Source organism: Chromatocurvus halotolerans, from assembly GCF_004340525.1.
In the GTDB taxonomy this organism is placed as follows: domain Bacteria; phylum Pseudomonadota; class Gammaproteobacteria; order Pseudomonadales; family Halieaceae; genus Chromatocurvus; species Chromatocurvus halotolerans.
On record NZ_SLWX01000002.1, the window covers coordinates 191,347 to 208,235 of the forward strand.

Sequence of the window (16,889 nt, forward strand, 5' to 3'; positions counted from 1 at the left end):
CCCGATCAGAAATTGAAGTTTCCCGAGCCGAACAGTCCTATGAGACCCACGGCGATGAGGTAGATGGCAACAATCTTGGCCAGCAGGCGTGGAAACAGGAAAATGAGAACGCCGGCGATGAGTGAAACCAGCGGCGTCAGTGCGAGGTTGATGTCCATGAAGTGTTTCCTTTCCGGTTATGGCTTTGCGCCAGACTACTCTCATTGGCGGCTCGCCGTTAGTGCGGTGAATGACAGAAGCGCTGCATGAAAGATTCTGATTTGGCATGCGTACCATCGCAGCTTGCTCTCGGCCGCCGATCGAGGCGTCAGCGCTGGTAGACAATCCGTCCTTCCTTGATGGTTTGCTCCACCATCAGGGTATTCAGTTGTTCCTCGGGCACGGCCATTGGATTTGCCGACAGCACGACGAAGTCCGCCAGTTTGCCTGGCTCTATGCTGCCCTTTTCATTTTCTTCAAAGTGTTGCCACGCGGGCCACAGCGTCATGGCTTTGAGGGCCGTTGCGACCGGCACACGGTGCTCTGGCCCGAGGATGTCTCCACTGCGCGAACGACGCGTGACGGTTGCCGACAGCACGCGCATGGCATCCGGTAGTGCGACCGGAGCGTCGTGGTGACTGCCGAACATCATTCCGCGCGGAAGCAGCCAGCCGGTGGGGGAGATATTGTCGGCGCGCACCGGGCCAAGGACGGAATCCCGGTGCCAGTCGCCCCAGTAGAAGGTGTGCATGGGAAACAGGGACGGAAAAATGCCCAACTCGTCGATGGCTTCCACCTGGTCCTTGCGAAGGGTCTGTCCGTGGATCAGTACCGGGCGATTGTCGACGTCGGGGTACTCCGTCTGCGCCGCGCGCACGGCGTCGATGTACTGGTCGATCGCCGCGTCGCCGTTGGCGTGGCAGAGTATCTGCCATCCCCTGGCGAACGCTCTGGCAACCGAGGCGCGGGCAGTGCTTTCATCGATGGCGCCATAGCCACGGTAGTCAGCGGACTGGCCGTGGGGTGGGTGAAAGTAGGGTTCGCTGAGATAGGCGGTCTTGCCCTGGGGCGAGCCGTCGATGGTCAGTTTGACGCCACCGATGCGAAAACGCTTCGCGTAGGTTCTCGACGGCGTGACGTCCGGTACGGCCAGCATGTCCGGGTAGGCGACCAGATCCACATCCAGGGCGCCACGCTCTGCGACCCGGCGCATGGCCGCAATCGCTGCGGGCATTGCCCGGCCTTCCTGCACCGTGGTGTAGCCGTAGGTGGCTGCCAGTCGCGTTCCCTCAATCACCAGGTGCTCGTTCATGGCGTCGTCAAACTGTGACAGCAGCTGCATCAGCGGGGCGAGAAACGCCATCTCTTCGAGCACGCCGTTCGGTTGCCGGGACGTCTGTTCGCGCCGGATAATGCCGCCGTCAGGGTTTTCGCTGGCCGTCGTGATGCCCAGGCGCTCGAGTGCCTTGCTGTTGGCGACGCCGAAGTGGCCGGACTGGTGAATGATCATCACCGGGTAATCGATGGTAACGGCGTCCAGATCCCGGCGAGTTGGGTGGCGCTGTTCCGCCAGCTGGGAATCGTCGTAGCCGAAGCCGATCACCCAGCCGATGCCCCGCATGACGGCTGGATCGTCTGCCATCCAGTCTGCAAGCTGTGCCTGCAGGGCAGGAATGTCGGCAGCCGCGCCGTCGGGCGGTGGCAGCAGGTTGGCGGTGCTCGCCTGCAGACCAATGGCGTAGGCATGGCCGTGGGAGTCCACAAAGCCCGGCAGCAGGGTGTGACCCCCGAGGTCGATGCGACGGGCGGTCTTCCCGGCGCTGGCCATAACGATATCCCGATTGCCGACGGCGACAATGCGTCCCTCGCGGACTGCCACGGCCTCCGCGAGAGGCCTGTCATCATCCATGGTGATGATTGTGCCGTTGTAGTAGACGGTGTCTGTCGCCGCTGCACGGGTCGCGAAAAAGCCGAGGCTCGCGAGAAGGGTGACGATGATGAGCAGGCGCGCCGTTTTCGCCAGGTTCATGGATGATGCCTCCGCAGGACAAGGGGTGATAATGCCAGATCGCTCAGCGGGCTTGCACTGCGAAGGGCGCAACAACAGGTCCGGGCTGTATTAAAACGAAACGGTTAATCAGGTTCATATAAAACCAATTGGGTTTAATTTACTCCAATAAAACCTATTAGGTTGAATATACTGGTGTTCAACTGATAAGGTTTGTCCGTTTTCAACCACAACGGATGTAATGAGCGTGCAATATCTCGTTCTGATTGGCGACCTGCGAGACTCCCGTCGCGTGAAGGATCGCGCGGGCCTGCAGCACCTTTTCGAGTCGTCGCTCGCGTTCCTGAACAAGCGTTTTCGGGGGGCGCTTGCCTCACCACTCACCGTTACCCTCGGTGATGAGTTTCAGGCGGTGTTCTCAGACCCGCTTCCTGTCTGGGAGATACTCTCCGCCCTGCAGGCGCGGCTGTTTCCGGTAACGGCACGCTTCGGCCTTGGGCTTGGCCAAATCGCAACGCCTGTCAATCCTCAGGCAGCGCTCGGCATGGATGGCCCCGCCTTCTATCGCGCGCGGGATGCTATTGTTCAGCTAAAAGAAGAGGGCGGGAATTATCGCATTGAGGGCCTTGATGACGCCGACCTGATCAATCACACCTTGTCTCTGGTGTCTGGTCTGCAGGAAAGCTGGCATTGCAATCGTTTCGCTACGTATCACAGCTTTCTGTCGGGTGTCCCGGTCCAGCGTATCGCACAGGAACTGAAAATCAGCAAGACCGCCGTCTACAAGAACCTGCATGACGGGCATCTTCACCCGATCTCCGGTATTCACAGGTCAATTGCAGCAAAGATGGCGGCGGCGATGGAAACGACAGCGGATGCCTGATTACCAGCTATACCTGTGCCTGATGCTTGTCACCCGCCTGGTGTATCTGCGTCAGGATGCCGCTGCCAGCTGGCGATTTTCATTGACATTGGCTCTGTCTCAGGCCGCGCTGCTTTTGCTTGTCTTCGGCATTGGCGGAACCACTCTCGCCGTGATGTTCGCGGTGTCCGGTTTTACCCTTCTGGGTGGTTTGCTCGAGGCGCGAGTGTCAGTCTACGCGGTGCGGTTTGCTGTGCTCGTGCTTCTCTCGATGGCGCCCCTGGTATTGCAGCCTCTCTTCGGTGCGCTGTCGATGTCTTCACTGAGTCTGGCGGTATCGACCATGCTCGATCACGGGTTGCAGGCGCTGCTGGGCGGTGGCGTCGGGGTGCAGCGGGCTGCGCTACCCGTTCTGCTGGGTTTTTTGCTGCTTGCCAATGAAGTTAACGTGATCATGCGCGGTGTCTTTCAGGTCCTGCGTCTGGAGCCTCGTGTGAATCCGCAGGCGGTGGATGGGAAGCCGGATATCGATGAGTACAACGCGGGCCGCGTTATCGGCATTCTTGAACGCTGGCTCATGTTCCTTGTCGTGCTCTTTACCAGCGACTGGGCGGCCCTGGGTTTTATTGTTGCGGCCAAGAGTCTGGTACGTTTTGACCAGTTCAAGGATCGCCGATTCGCCGAATATATGCTGGTGGGAACCTTCATGTCTGCACTGTTTGCCATCGCCGTCGCCTCGATGACAGGGATGGCGCTACCTCGGCCCTGACGGCGGCCGTCATGTGCAGCCAGAATGTCACCGCCAAGTGTGACAACGTTACCCGACAGATGGAGACAGACAGTGACGAAAGGCCGTGACGTTCAGCTACAGTCCGATTGGCTGCGGCTGCTGGGCGATGAGTTCGAGCAGGACTACATGCGTGACCTCGCCGGCTTCCTGCGCCGGCGGCGAGGGGAGGGTGCCGTGCTGTACCCGCCGCCCGCGGAGATATTCAACGCATTCTGGTACACCCCGCCAGGGGATGTCGCCGTCGTGATTCTGGGACAGGATCCCTACCACAATCCGGGGCAGGCTCATGGCCTGTGTTTTTCGGTGCGCCCGGAGGTTGCCGTCCCGCCATCTCTGCGCAATATCTTTCAGGAACAGCGCGACGACCTCGGCGTGGAGGTCCCTTCCCATGGCTCGCTGGTTGCGTGGGCACGTCGCGGCGTGCTGCTGCTGAACAGCGTGCTCACGGTAGAGAGGGGGCAGGCGGGGTCGCACCAGGGGCAGGGCTGGGAGCGCTTTACCGATCGCGTGATTGATGCAATCAATGGCCAGGAGCGCCCGGTCGTCTTCATGCTCTGGGGTAGCTACGCCCAGAAAAAGGGCGCATCGATTGACGCATCACGCCACTGCGTACTGCGCGCACCTCACCCGTCGCCGCTGAGTGCGCACCGCGGCTTTCTCGGCTGCAGGCACTTCAGTGCCGCCAATGCCTTTTTACGCGACCGCGGCATGGCCGATCTGGACTGGACGCTGCCGTCGCTTGACGAGGCTCGTCAGCTGGCCTCGCTGGATCCGCGCAGGCTGTAGGGCAGGGGTACTGGCTGCAGGTGGGGACGATGGGTGCCGGCGTCCTTCACGATCAAGGGTAGTTCACTGTCGGCTACCGTAATCAGAGCCAGCACCAGCGACGGCTCACCCGCCGCCCGGATGATGCGCAGGACACTGCCGACTGCGCGACCATCAGCCTCCGGCGCCAGGGTGGCACCGGCTTCCAGGTCTGCTGCTTCCGCGACACTGTAAATCCCGCAGCGTCGTTTGCTCTTGCCTTTGTAGTGCAGCCGCGCGACGACCTCCTGGCCGATGTAGCAACCCTTGCGAAAATTAAGGAGGCCGGCGAGGTCGTAGTTCAGAACCTGGGGGACGTGACTGGCGCTCAGTTCGGCGGTGGTTCGTACCAGACCGCGACGCAGCTCGTTCTGCTGCCAGTGTGCCTCGGGACATTCCCGAGCCTGGGGCGCCAGTGCCGCCAAAACATCGGATATCGCGGCGCGTGTCACGAGCACTTCGAAAGCCTCGCCGGCATCATCTGCCTGACAGGCCACCAGGGCGTCGGTTGTCAGGCAGCGGTCGCGTCCGTCGGGTGTGGCGCCAGCGATGGTGCGCAGTACCGTGGCTGCGTCTTCGCCCCAGAGACCGAGCAGCGTCCATTGGTCATTCCGTTCACTGATCTGTGTGCGCGAGAACATGGCGTACTTTTCCAGCGTCGCGTGGGTGATGTCGCGCAAGTCACTGCGCAGTCGCAATGCGTAGTGTGTGTCGCCGAGGCACAGCACTCGACAATCCGTCACGACGCGCCCCTGGGCGCTGCACAGCGCGCCCTGGACGCTTTGCGACTCGCTGACCTGGAGGCAGTCGCAGGTGAGCTGGCCCTGGAGGAATGTCGGCACCTGATCACCGTTGAAATGAAGCAGGCGGTCTGAGGCGAGTTGCGCGTAAAAAGCGGGCATGGAAGGCAGTCCTGTTATTGCTGGGTCTGCGGCGGTCGCCGCGTGTTTGCGGCTATAATGGCCGCTTTTGCTCTGGCACTGGGGATACTTTACGGCGATGATACGTGAAAATGAACACCGTCGGATGCGTTGGGCGAGCCGCCGCGGCATGCTCGAGCTGGATCTGGTTCTGGCGCCCTTTGTCGACCAGGTCTTTCCCGATCTGTCGGAGGAGGATCAGCTCTGCTACCGGCGGCTGATGGAGTGTGAGGATCAGCAGCTTTTCGGCTGGTTCCTCGGACGCGATATCCCGGAGGATCCCGGCCTTGCCCGCATTGTCGACAGAATCCTCGCCTGTAACGCTGCTGGCTATACCGCTGGCTGATACATCGCCGGCGCGGTGGCTTCACGTCGCCATCTTGGCCGCGCTCGTTGTGCAATGTGCGCTGTTACTGTCCGTCGCGCCCCTTGCGGCAGCCGCCACCTTTGGTGCGTCTGCGCTCGCGCTCTGGAGTCTCCGCCAGGCTTCGCTGGCAACGGGGATGCTCTCCCTCACCGAGGAGGGCTGGTGCCTGGTCGATGACGCGGGGTTGTGCTGGCGCGCGCCCCTGCCTGCCATTTCCATGGTGTCCTTTGCCTGCGCGATACGGCTTCGCCGGGGTTACCGCTGCCGCTGGGTCTTGGTCACCCGTGGCGTCTGCGGCACGGGGCCGTGGCGGGCGTTACGCCGAGCGGTGACTCTTTATGCGCGGCCCATCCGGTTCAAGGATCGTGTCCGTTCCCGTCTCCTGGGTATCCGGGTAATCCAGCGTGAAGTGCAGCCCGCGGCTCTCCCGACGTTCCAGCGCACTGCGAATCATCAGCTCGGACACCATTGACAGGTTGCGCAGTTCGAGCAGATCGTTGCTCACCTTGTAATTCGAGTAGTATTCGGCAATTTCGGACTGCAGCAGTTCTGCCCGGTGCAGCGCGCGCTGCAGGCGCTTCGTACTGCGGACTATCCCCACGTAGTCCCACATGAAGCGGCGCAGCTCATCCCAGTTGTGGGAAATCACCACGTCTTCATCGGAATCGGTGACCTGGCTCTCATCCCAGCCCTTGATGTCCGGGGCGCTGGCCTTGTGCAGATCGGCGCTGGCAATGTCCTCTGCCGCTGCCCGCGCAAATACGATGCATTCGAGCAGTGAGTTGCTGGCCATGCGGTTGGCACCATGCAGCCCGGTAAACGAGCATTCCCCCACCGCGTAAAGTCCCGGGATATCGGTTCGCGCCCGGGTGTCGACCACGATGCCGCCGCAGGTATAGTGCGCCGCCGGAACCACGGGAATGGGTTCCTGCGCGATATCAATGCCGAATTCGGCGCAGCGGGCCATGATGGTAGGGAAGTGCCCGCGCAGAAAGTCCTCACTCTGGTGGGATATGTCGAGATACACGCAGTCGATGCCCAGACGTTTCATCTCGTGGTCGATGGCCCGGGCGACGATGTCCCGCGGCGCCAGTTCCGCGCGCTCGTCGAAGCGCTGCATGAAGCGATCGCCGTCCGGCAGGCGAAGCACAGCACCTTCGCCGCGCAGCGCCTCGGAGATCAGGAAGGACTTCGCCCTCGGATGATAGAGGCAGGTGGGGTGGAACTGGTTGAACTCCATGTTACCGACCCGGCAACCCGCCCGCCAGGCCATGGCGATACCGTCGCCACTGGCGCCGTCCGGGTTGCTGGTATACAGGTAAGCCTTGCTGGCGCCGCCGGTTGCCAGAATGACCGCCGGCGCCTGGAACAGATCAACATGATCGCTGCGCTGATTCAGCGCATAGACGCCATGGCAATGGCCGTTGCGCACCACTAGGTCCACGGCCACGCGATGGGTAAACACCTCGACGTTGTCCGCTGCCTGTACTTCGCTCCCCAGTACATCGCCGATGGCGCGGCCGGTCTGGTCGGTGGAGTGAATGATGCGACGGTGGCTGTGGCCGCCTTCCTGCACCAGGTGAAACTCGGGCGCCGCGTCGGCCGCCTGATCGTCGCGGCGGTCGAAATTGACGCCAAGCCCGACCAGCCACTCCACGCAATCGCGGCTGTGGCGGACGGTAAACTCCACTACCTCACGGTGGCAGAGCCCCGCGCCGGCCCGCAGCGTGTCTTCGACATGTGAATCCACCGTGTCGCGATCGTGCAGTACGGCTGCCATTCCGCCCTGCGCCCAGTACGTTGCCCCCTGCGCAATGTCCGCCTTGGATATCAGGGCGATGCGCAGGTGCCCTGGCAGGCGCAGTGCGGCGCTGAGGCCCGCGGCCCCGCTACCGATGATGACGACGTCGTGGCGCCAGTGTTGTCCCATGGAATTTCCGTCAGCCCGGTGTGAGTGTGTGCAAAAAACGCGGCGGCGTGAGAAGCTTGACCGCAGTATAGTCGACCCGACGAGGGTGACGAAGACATTCAATGAATGATGAACTTGCAGGCGTCATCATGGTCTATTGGGCAAGCCGACGCCGCGGGCGCCATAGCCTGCTGGCAAATATCAAGGAGGATGGCGTCGCGTGACGGCAACGGCCACGGACAAACAGCTGGTTGCCAGGGTGCAGAAGGGGGACAACCGCGCCTTCGATCTGCTTGTGCTCAAATATCAGCACAAGATCCTGGGGTTGATCAGCCGTTACATCCAGGATTCGGACGAAATGCAGGATGTTGCACAGGAAGCGTTCATCAAGGCATACCGTGCCTTGCCCGGCTTTCGTGGCGACAGTGCGTTCTATACCTGGCTGTACCGGATTGCGATCAACACGGCCAAAAATCACATTGTGGCGCGCTCCCGCCGCCCCCCCGGCAGTGATGTCGAGGTTGAGGACGCGGAGTATTATGATGGGGGCGGTGCCCTGCGCGATCTGGAAAACCCGGAAAATGCGCTTTTTGGTGAAGAATTGAAAGCGGTTGTCGAAGCCGCCATTGCAGATCTGCCTGATGATTTGCGCACTGCGGTAACTTTGCGGGAATTTGATGGTCTCAGTTATGAGGACATCGCGGATGTCATGGATTGCCCGGTAGGCACCGTGCGTTCACGCATTTTCCGGGCACGCGAGGCTATTGATGCCAAAGTCACCGCCCAGATTGATGGCAGCTAGCAAGGGCGTCGCAGCATGCGGCGGCAACCAGAGGTAACGAATGACCCACAGTACGCAAACGGAAGGCCATATGAACGAGTCCATGCGCGAATCCTTGTCTGCATTGATGGATGGAGAAGCGAGCGAGATAGAACTGCACCGCATTCTCGCCAGTACCGATGACGATGAACTTCGGGCCGCCTGGTCCGGCATGCACCGCAACAGCGATATTCTGCGCGGAACCGCGGTGATAACCCGGATGGATATTTCCCGAGCGGTCAGTGAGTCGGTTGCGAAGATCGATTTCGCACCCGTGGCCGACAAGGTCGCCGGCGGTGGAATGCGCCGGTCGCTGGTAAGTTTTGCCGTGGCGGCCTCGGTCACTGCCGTGGTCGTATTCGGCGGACAGCAGTTTCTGACATCGCCCGACAGCATCACGCCGGCAGGTGTCGGATCACCGGGTCTGGTCAATTCCGGCGGTGCGGTTCCCGTCCGTGCCAGCTTCGGCTCACGCACGGAACAGCCGTCCATGGTGCTGCAACCCGCTACAGGGGCGGGCTACCAGGAACTCGCGCGACAGCGGCTGCGCAAGTACAGCCAGGCTCACGCGGAACAGGCAGCGCTGAACACGCCACAGGGCCTCGTGCCGTTTGCCCGCGTTCAGGACATCCAGTCACAGTAACGTCCGCATGCATCGCTCTCGGCTGCACCCGATTCGTGCGCTTGTCTACGGCGCCTGCCTGCTGCCCACAGTCGTCTGGGCGACGTCCGACTGTGAGGATTCCAGCACCGGCGCACTTCAGTTGCTTGAGCGCATGTCCCGCGCGGGGACGATGGTAAATCATCAGGGCATGGCGACACTGCAGCGCGACGGCGATATGCGCGTCCTGAAGATTCGCCGGAACACCGAGGGTGATGCGACGACAGAGACCCTTACCTTGCTGACCGGTCAGACGGCGCAGGTTGTGCGCTCTGCACATCCAGAAAGCTGTGTTCACCCAGGGCACACGCTGCTTCGCCTGCAGCAGGGGCAGGGAAGCGTCTGTGGTGTAGCCGCGTATTACCGGCTCGCCATGGAATCGGGTGACCGTGTCGCCGGCCGCATGACACAGCGAATTATTGCTCAGCCGCGCGACATGTATCGCTATGCCCATGTGCTTGAGATTGATGAGGAAACCGCGCAACTGCTCAAGGTGACGACGCTGACAGCTGACGGTCGCCCTCTGGAGCAGTTCCAGTACGCCAGCCTTGCGCTCGAAGACACACGGGACACCGAGCGCGAAACCGGTGCTGATACCGCAGACGCCGACACCTCGCCCGGGGTCGCCAGCAGTCACGCTGCCGCGCATCCCGGTAACGACGTTGAGGGTGCTGATGCCGCGACGTCTTCCGGCACCTCGGCAGCGGTGCCGCAAACGGGATCACCGCAGGAAGCTGGCATGGAGTGGAAACCAGAGTGGGTGCCCGACGGATTTCTCCCGACCCGGGCGATAGAAAACGGCAACCGCCAGACCTATACCGACGGCATGGCCAGCTTCTCTGTGTTTCTCGAGCCGGGCAGCATTAGCATGCAGCCTGGTGAAGGCGCTGTGCGCGAAGGCAGTACACTTGCCTACACACGGGGGCTGCGCCTCGCGGACTCCATGGTGCTGGTCACGGTCATCGGCGAAGTGCCGGTGAATACCGCGCGGATCGTCGCTGATTCGGTCAGGCTGAGGTAGCGCATGCTGCTGGAATCAGGCAGGGTTGTGGCGGTGGAGCCGGACGTTGTCTGGGTGGAGACCCTGCGCCGCTCAACCTGTGGCAGTTGTGCTGCCCGTGCCGGATGCGGTCAACGCCTGCTGAATCGACACGAGGGCGGTGGGCGGGGACTCGTTCGCGCGTTGTCGGGTGACGCACTGAAGGCGGCAGACTGTCGCGTCAATGATCGCGTTGAGATTGCGCTGCCAGAGGAAGTCATTCTGCGCGGGTCAACCATTGTCTATGCCGTACCGATCATCAGCATGATCCTGGCTGTGGCGCTGGTTTCGGGCCTGAGCACCGACGCTGGCGACGCCGCCAGCGTCACAGCGGCCTTGGCTGGCTTCGCGGCAGGCCTCGGCCTGGTCCGCTGGCATGCCTTCTCTCACCGCGACGATCCGCGGATCCAGCCGGTACTGCAGCGACGACTGCCGGCTGATTTGGATGCCGGCATCACCGTCGCTGCCATGTCGTGAACACGGCGATCTGAAATAAACGCTACACTTACTTTTTTCGAGTGATGGGGAACTGACCTATGCCAACTCCACGATCCCTCGCCCAGTGGCTGCTGCTGTCAGCCGCGCTGCTGGCGACAGGTTTGCACGCACAGGGCCTGCCGGACTTTCGGGATATTGTCGCCGACAATTCGGCAGCCGTCGTCAAGATTCTGGTGGAACAGGAAGCGGGAGCTCCTGCTCACCCCGGTTTTGACTCCGATGAAATCCCGGAATACCTGAGGCGCTTTTTCGAGGACCGCGGTGCGCCGCCGGGACCGCGACAGAGAATGTCGATGGGCTCAGGGTTCATCATTTCCGATGACGGGTACATCGTGACCAACAACCACGTGGTGGAAAGGGCCAGCAGCGTCGTTGTCCGCCTCAGTGACCGCCGCGAGTACGATGCGGAGGTCATCGGCCTTGATGAGCGGTCTGATCTTGCTCTGCTCAGAATCGAGGGCGAGGATCTGCCGGTCGCCCGGCTGGACACCACCGATCGGCTGGATGTCGGCGAATGGGTGCTCGCGGTCGGCTCGCCCTTTGGCCTCGATTACTCGGTCACTGCCGGCATCGTCAGCGCCAAGGGTCGCAGCCTGCCCACCGAGCGCAACGAAAACTATGTGCCCTTTATTCAAACGGATGTTGCCATCAACCCCGGCAATTCCGGAGGGCCGCTGTTCAACCTCGACGGTGAGGTGGTGGGTGTCAATTCCCAGATCTTCACCCGCAGCGGCGGTTCTATCGGTCTGTCTTTCGCGATTCCGGTGAGTGTCGTGCGCAGCGTGGTTGAGCAGCTGAAGGAAAGCGGCTCTGTTTCACGGGGCTGGCTTGGCGTGACAATTCAGGACGTCGACCGCAACCTGGCCGAATCCTTTGAGCTCGACCGTCCGATGGGCGCGCTGATCGCGCAGCTCGCGCCGGGGGGTCCGGCCGAGGGAGCGGGCTTTGAGCCGGGAGACGTGATTATCGAATTCGCCGGCCAGCCTGTCGAAACCTCCGCTGATCTGCCGCACGTGGTGGGACTGCTGCGACCCGGTACGGAAGTCGATGCCGTGATTGTGCGCGAGGGCAAGCGCCGCACCATCAGCGTCACGGTCGGCGGCCTTGACGCCGGGGATGACCTGGCCGCTGCGGCCAGCGGCGCCGCCAGTGGCGACGAGGGCAAGCTCGGCATCCTCTGCGAGAATGCCGCGCCGGATGTCCTTGAGCGCTGGGGACTGTCAGGCGGCGTTCTCGTCCGCAACGTTGAGCCGGGATCACCCGCCGCAGATGCGGGCATCCGTGCGGGTGACGTGATTACCATGCTCGCCAACCAGCCGGTGCAGGATCTCGATACCCTGCGCGACGTCACGGCATCGCTGCGCGCAGGCGCATCCGTGCCAGTGCGACTGATCCGCCGCGGTGCACCACTGTTCATCGGCCTGCGCGTACCTGGCTGATACCGTCACTCACGCAGCGCCGCCCGCCCGCCTTTCACGCGTGCGTGGCGGGCGCGCCTCCGCTGCGTTACAATCGCGCCTTCCGAGCGATGGTACGCCCCGCGTATCATCAGTTGGCCGAGTGCACATCCCTATCGCACGCAATCCCGGCACCCCGAGGCGTAGAGTCATACCGAGTGAGTGATCTCAAGCACATCCGCAATTTCTCCATTATTGCCCATATTGACCACGGAAAGTCCACGCTGGCAGACCGCTTCATACAGCACTGCGGCGGCCTGAGCGATCGCGAGATGAGCGAGCAGGTGCTCGATTCCATGGATATCGAGCGCGAGCGTGGCATTACCATCAAGGCCCAGAGCGTTACCCTCGATTATCGGGCGAGGGACGGTGAGGTCTACCAGCTCAATTTCATTGATACCCCCGGCCACGTCGATTTTTCCTACGAGGTTTCGCGGTCCCTGTTTGCCTGCGAGGGCGCCCTGCTGGTGGTGGATGCCGGTCAGGGCGTGGAGGCGCAGTCCGTGGCCAACTGCTACACCGCCATCGAGCAGGGCCTTGAGGTACTGCCGGTGCTCAACAAAATGGACCTGCCGCAGGCGGATCCCGACAAAGTGCGCATTGAGATCGAGGAGATCATCGGCATTGATGCAACCGACGCCTGTCTGGTCAGCGCCAAGTCAGGCATGGGTATCGAAGATGTGCTTGAGCAGCTGGTGGCAAAGGTACCGCCGCCAGAGGGTGACCGGGATGCGCCGCTGCAGGCGCTCATTATCGACTCCTGGTTCGACAATTACCTCGGCGTGGTATCGCTGGTGCGGGTCAAGCAGGGCACGCTGAGCAAACGTGACAAGATCGTCACCAAATCCACCGGCAAGCAGCATCAGGTAGATGGCGTGGGTATTTTCACGCCCAAGCGCAAGGAAACTGGCTGCCTGCGTGCGGGCGAGGTCGGTTACGTGATTGCGGGCATCAAGGAGATCAACGGTGCCCCGGTGGGCGATACGCTGGTGCCGGCGCAACACACGGATGTTCCGGCGCTGCCGGGGTTCAAGAAGGTGCGGCCACAGGTCTATGCCGGTATTTTCACCGTGTCCACGGATGACTATGAGGACTTTCGCGACGCGCTGGCCAAGCTGACCCTGAACGACGCCTCTCTGTTCTACGAGCCTGAAACCTCCGATGCCCTGGGCTTCGGCTTTCGCTGCGGTTTCCTCGGCATGCTGCACATGGAAATCATTCAGGAGCGCCTGGAGCGTGAGTACGACCTTGACCTGATTACGACCGCACCGTCGGTGATCTACGAGGTACTGACCAAGACCGGTGATGTCATCAGCATAGACAATCCCTCATCGCTGCCGGATGTCGGCGATATTGAGGAAATGCGTGAGCCTATTGCCCGCTGCAGCATTCTCGTGCCGCAGGATTACCTTGGCAACGTGATTACGCTGTGCGTCGAGAAGCGCGGTGAGCAGATAGACATGCAGTTCCTTGGTTCCCAGGTGTCCCTGAGCTACGACATTCCACTGGCGGAGGTCGTGCTCGACTTCTTTGACCGGCTGAAGTCAGTCAGCCGCGGCTACGCCTCGCTTGAATACGGCTTCGATCGCTTCCAGCCGGCGAATCTCGCGCGTCTGGATGTACTGATCAACGGTGACCGGGTGGATGCGCTAGCAGTGATCGTGCACCGCGACCACATCCAGCACCGGGGTCGTGTGCTGACTGAAAAAATGAAAGAGTTGATCCCCCGGCAGATGTTTGACGTGGCGATACAGGCGGCGGTTGGCGGCAAGATTGTGGCGCGCCAGACCGTCAAGGCACTGCGCAAGAACGTGACGGCAAAGTGCTACGGCGGCGATGTGTCGCGCAAGCGCAAACTGCTCGATAAACAGAAGGCCGGCAAGAAGCGCATGAAGCAGGTTGGCCGTGTTGAAATTCCGCAGTCGGCGTTCCTCGCCGTCCTGCAGGTAGACTGATAGGGACGGACCCCGATGACCATAGACTTCCCCCTCATACTGGTGCTGGCGGTATTTTTTACCGGCGGCGTCTGGCTCGTTGATGCGCTGCTGCTGGCGCCGGCCCGGCGCAGGAATGCCGATGACAAGCCGGCAGCCGAACCCGTCCTCGTGGAGTACTCGAAGTCATTTTTCCCCGTGCTCTTTGTGGTTTTCGTGCTGCGCTCCTTCATTGTGGAACCGTTTCAGATACCGTCTTCCTCCATGGTGCCGACACTGGAAGTAGGTGACTACATCCTGGTCAACAAGTTTACCTATGGACTGCGATTACCGGTGGTGCGCACCAAGGTGCTGGACATGAACGAACCGGAGCGTGGCGATGTGATGGTGTTCTTTCCGCCGCACATGAACAAGACTTACTATATCAAGCGCGTCATCGGTATCCCCGGGGACACGGTCACGCACCGCAATCGGCGTCTGTACGTGAATGGCGAGCTGGTCGACACAGAGAGCCTCGCGGTCATTCCCGAGGGGCGCTCACGCTACCAGATCAGTCGCGCGGATTTCGGTGACGAGGGTCATCTGCTTCAGGAAGACGTTTCGCGGCCAACACGGGATTTTTCCGTGGTGGTGCGACCGGGCCATTATTTCATGATGGGCGACAATCGGGACAACAGCAGTGACAGCCGGGTATGGGGTCAGGTGGCCGAGAAGGACATTGTCGGCAAGGCCTTTGCCGTGTGGATGCACTGGGACTCGCTGTTCAGCGTGCCCAGCTTCAGTCGGGTGGGAAGGATTCGCTAACGCAGATCCAGCCTGGGAAACAGTGCCGGTTGCGCGCGGCACGCACATAACGGGATAGCGACTATGACGTTACAGGGTTCACAGCGCGGCATGTCACTGCCGGGCCTGCTGGTAATCGCAATGATGGTGGGCTTTTTTGTCACGGCCGCCATTCGTATCGCGCCAAAATACATTGAGTACCTCACGGTCAAGGAAGTGGTCGAACGCGTTGCCAGTGAATTCAATCGCGATGAAGACACGATTTCCGACGTGCGCCGCAAACTGGCAACCACGCTGAATACCAACCAGGTCTACGACATCGATTACAAGGATATTGAAGTCTATCGTGAAGACGGCAGAACCTGGATTGATGCCCGCTATGAGGCTCGCGTTCCGATGATCTGGCGCATCGATGCCGTGGTCAAGTTCGATGACCTGTTATTCGAGGCCGGGCGTGCCGAGCCGCAATGAATGCGACAAGCCAGCCTGCAAACCTTGAGCGTGCCATCGGCTATGTGTTTTCCCAGCGCGCCCTCCTGTCACAGGCGCTGTCCCACCGCAGCGTGGGTCGTCACAACAACGAGCGGCTGGAGTTTCTGGGCGACTCCATTCTCAATCATCTCGTCGCCGAGCATCTGTACGGCGCCTTTCCGCGCGCTCGCGAGGGCTCGTTGAGCCGCATGCGCGCGGAAATCGTCAAGGGCGAGACCCTGGCGGCAGTGGCTCGCGAGCTCAATCTTGGCGACTACCTCGCCCTCGGCCCGGGTGAACTCAAAAGCGGGGGTCATCGCCGTGATTCCATCCTCGCCGATGCGCTGGAGGCGCTGACCGGCGCCATCCTTATTGACGGAGGGCTGGAGGCGTGCCGGCGCTTTGTCATGCAGGTGCTGGGTGACCGTCTGGGGGCGTTGCAGGATGTCGAGCTCGACAAGGACCCGAAAACGCGGCTGCAGGAGTACCTTCAGTCCAGGGGGCTGCCACTCCCAGAGTATCAGCTGCTGGATGTCAGCGGCAGCGATCACGACCAGGAATTCCGCGTGACCTGCCGGCTCGCAAAGCCGAAATCCGCAGCCGAGGGAACCGGTCGCAGCATCCGTCGCGCCGAACAGGCTGCCGCAAAAACCGCATTGGGGCTTCTCAACCGTGGATGACCCCGTAGTGCACCGCTGTGGGCACGTCGCCATTATTGGCCGACCCAATACCGGCAAGTCGACCCTGCTCAACTATCTGGTGGGCCAGAAGCTGAGCATTACCTCGCGCAAGCCACAGACCACACGGCATCAGATACTCGGGATCAAGACCGGCGACGATTATCAGATTCTGTTCGTCGATACGCCGGGCATGCACGTGGACGCCCCGCGCGCCATCAATCGCATGATGAACCGCGCTGCCAGCTCCTCCCTGGTGGATGTCGACGTGGTCCTGATGGTGGTGGACCGTACCGCGTGGACCGAGAACGACGAGCGCGTGCTGAGTCACCTCGCGAACTGCGAGGCGCCGGTGATTCTGGTGGTGAACAAGGTCGACCTGGTCCGCGACAAGACCGAGCTTCTGCCGCACCTCGAAAGCCTCGAGCAAAAGGCGGACTTTGCCGCTATTGTGCCGCTGTCAGCCCTTCGCAGGCAGAACATGGATGCCCTTGAGCGTGAGATTGTCGCGCGCCTGCCCGAGCGTGAGCCTCTCTTCCCCGAGGACCAGATTACCGACAAGAGCATGCGCTTTCTCGCCGCGGAGATCGTGCGCGAGAAAATCATGCGCCAGCTGGGTGATGAGCTGCCCTACGCTACGGCGGTGGAGATCGAGGAGTTTGTCGAGGACAAGGGCATCCTGAACATCTCTGCGCTGATACTGGTGGAGCGGCGTGGCCAGAAGCTGATTCTCATTGGCGAGGGCGGCTCGCGCCTGCGTTCCATTGGCAGTGAAGCGCGGCGCGATATGGAAAAACTGTTTGATAACAAGGTCATGCTGCGGCTCTGGGTGAAGATCAAGTCCGGCTGGTCGGATGACGATCGGGCCCTGAAAAGTCTTGGCTACGACGATCGCGGTTAGCGCGAGTTA

Annotated in this window: 18 protein-coding genes; 14 read left to right on the forward strand and 4 right to left on the reverse strand. The window is 61.5% G+C overall.

The window, feature by feature from the left end:
* Positions 1 to 5: 5 nt before the first annotated feature.
* Both EV688_RS03030 and EV688_RS03035 read right to left on the reverse strand, forming a co-directional pair.
* Positions 6 to 158 carry a DUF3096 domain-containing protein gene (locus tag EV688_RS03030; RefSeq protein ID WP_117314595.1) on the reverse strand — a complete coding sequence of 51 codons (153 nt, stop codon included), beginning with the start codon at positions 156 to 158 and terminating at the stop codon, positions 6 to 8.
* Positions 159 to 307: 149 nt separating this feature from the next.
* Positions 308 to 2,008, reverse strand: coding sequence for an amidohydrolase (locus EV688_RS03035; protein ID WP_117314596.1), 1,701 nt, complete (start codon positions 2,006 to 2,008; stop codon positions 308 to 310).
* 226 nt (positions 2,009 to 2,234) lie between these two features.
* Here EV688_RS03035 and EV688_RS03040 point away from each other — a divergent pair, with 226 nt between their 5' ends.
* From EV688_RS03040 to ung, 3 genes are all read left to right on the forward strand, one after another.
* The gene (locus EV688_RS03040) at positions 2,235 to 2,870 is read left to right on the forward strand and encodes a SatD family protein (protein ID WP_162883763.1); all 636 of its coding nucleotides are present in this window, start codon (positions 2,235 to 2,237) and stop codon (positions 2,868 to 2,870) included.
* On the forward strand, positions 2,863 to 3,618 hold the full coding sequence (locus tag EV688_RS03045; protein ID WP_117314598.1) for a hypothetical protein: 756 nt from the start codon (positions 2,863 to 2,865) through the stop codon (positions 3,616 to 3,618). The genes EV688_RS03040 and EV688_RS03045 overlap by 8 nt, the downstream gene beginning before the upstream one ends.
* A 72-nt stretch (positions 3,619 to 3,690) precedes the next feature.
* The gene (gene ung, locus EV688_RS03050) at positions 3,691 to 4,425 is read left to right on the forward strand and encodes a uracil-DNA glycosylase (RefSeq protein WP_240624191.1); all 735 of its coding nucleotides are present in this window, start codon (positions 3,691 to 3,693) and stop codon (positions 4,423 to 4,425) included.
* Here ung and ygfZ read toward each other — a convergent pair.
* Positions 4,392 to 5,345, reverse strand: a complete 954-nt coding sequence (gene ygfZ, locus EV688_RS03055) for a CAF17-like 4Fe-4S cluster assembly/insertion protein YgfZ (RefSeq protein ID WP_162883764.1) — start codon at positions 5,343 to 5,345, stop codon at positions 4,392 to 4,394. The two genes, ung and ygfZ, sit on opposite strands and share 34 nt — an antisense overlap.
* 97 nt (positions 5,346 to 5,442) lie before the next feature.
* Between ygfZ and EV688_RS03060 the strand changes: the two genes are divergently transcribed.
* Entirely contained in the window at positions 5,443 to 5,709 is a 267-nt protein-coding gene (locus EV688_RS03060; protein WP_117314772.1) for an FAD assembly factor SdhE, read from the forward strand.
* Positions 5,710 to 6,046: 337 nt separating this feature from the next.
* Here EV688_RS03060 and nadB read toward each other — a convergent pair whose 3' ends face one another.
* Positions 6,047 to 7,660 (reverse strand): L-aspartate oxidase, encoded by a 1,614-nt coding sequence (gene nadB / locus EV688_RS03065; RefSeq protein ID WP_117314602.1) that lies wholly within the window; start codon positions 7,658 to 7,660, stop codon positions 6,047 to 6,049.
* A 199-nt stretch (positions 7,661 to 7,859) separates the two neighbouring features.
* Here nadB and rpoE point away from each other — a divergent pair, with 199 nt between their 5' ends.
* The 10 genes from rpoE to era all read left to right on the forward strand — a co-directional run bounded on the left by rpoE (position 7,860) and on the right by era (position 16,880).
* The gene (gene rpoE, locus EV688_RS03070; RefSeq protein ID WP_117314603.1) at positions 7,860 to 8,441 is read left to right on the forward strand and encodes an RNA polymerase sigma factor RpoE; all 582 of its coding nucleotides are present in this window, start codon (positions 7,860 to 7,862) and stop codon (positions 8,439 to 8,441) included.
* Positions 8,442 to 8,511: 70 nt separating this feature from the next.
* Positions 8,512 to 9,102: a sigma-E factor negative regulatory protein gene (locus tag EV688_RS03075; RefSeq protein WP_117314604.1), complete on the forward strand. Its 591-nt coding sequence runs from the start codon at positions 8,512 to 8,514 to the stop codon at positions 9,100 to 9,102.
* A gap of 7 nt (positions 9,103 to 9,109) precedes the next feature.
* The gene (locus EV688_RS03080) at positions 9,110 to 10,141 is read left to right on the forward strand and encodes a MucB/RseB C-terminal domain-containing protein (protein ID WP_117314605.1); all 1,032 of its coding nucleotides are present in this window, start codon (positions 9,110 to 9,112) and stop codon (positions 10,139 to 10,141) included.
* A 3-nt stretch (positions 10,142 to 10,144) separates the two neighbouring features.
* Entirely contained in the window at positions 10,145 to 10,636 is a 492-nt protein-coding gene (locus EV688_RS03085) for a SoxR reducing system RseC family protein (RefSeq protein WP_117314606.1), read from the forward strand.
* Positions 10,637 to 10,695: 59 nt separating this feature from the next.
* Positions 10,696 to 12,096, forward strand: coding sequence for a trypsin-like peptidase domain-containing protein (locus tag EV688_RS03090; RefSeq protein ID WP_117314607.1), 1,401 nt, complete (start codon positions 10,696 to 10,698; stop codon positions 12,094 to 12,096).
* Between the two features lie 176 nt (positions 12,097 to 12,272).
* Entirely contained in the window at positions 12,273 to 14,069 is a 1,797-nt protein-coding gene (lepA, locus tag EV688_RS03095; protein ID WP_117314608.1) for a translation elongation factor 4, read from the forward strand.
* Positions 14,070 to 14,084: 15 nt separating this feature from the next.
* Positions 14,085 to 14,852, forward strand: a complete 768-nt coding sequence (gene lepB, locus EV688_RS03100; RefSeq protein WP_117314609.1) for a signal peptidase I — start codon at positions 14,085 to 14,087, stop codon at positions 14,850 to 14,852.
* Between the two features lie 63 nt (positions 14,853 to 14,915).
* Positions 14,916 to 15,302: a DUF4845 domain-containing protein gene (locus tag EV688_RS03105; RefSeq protein ID WP_205686455.1), complete on the forward strand. Its 387-nt coding sequence runs from the start codon at positions 14,916 to 14,918 to the stop codon at positions 15,300 to 15,302.
* Positions 15,299 to 15,982, forward strand: a complete 684-nt coding sequence (gene rnc / locus EV688_RS03110) for a ribonuclease III (RefSeq protein ID WP_117314610.1) — start codon at positions 15,299 to 15,301, stop codon at positions 15,980 to 15,982. Before EV688_RS03105 ends, rnc begins: the two co-directional genes overlap by 4 nt.
* Positions 15,975 to 16,880 (forward strand): GTPase Era, encoded by a 906-nt coding sequence (era, locus tag EV688_RS03115; RefSeq protein ID WP_205686456.1) that lies wholly within the window; start codon positions 15,975 to 15,977, stop codon positions 16,878 to 16,880. The genes rnc and era overlap by 8 nt, the downstream gene beginning before the upstream one ends.
* Positions 16,881 to 16,889 lie beyond the last annotated feature (9 nt).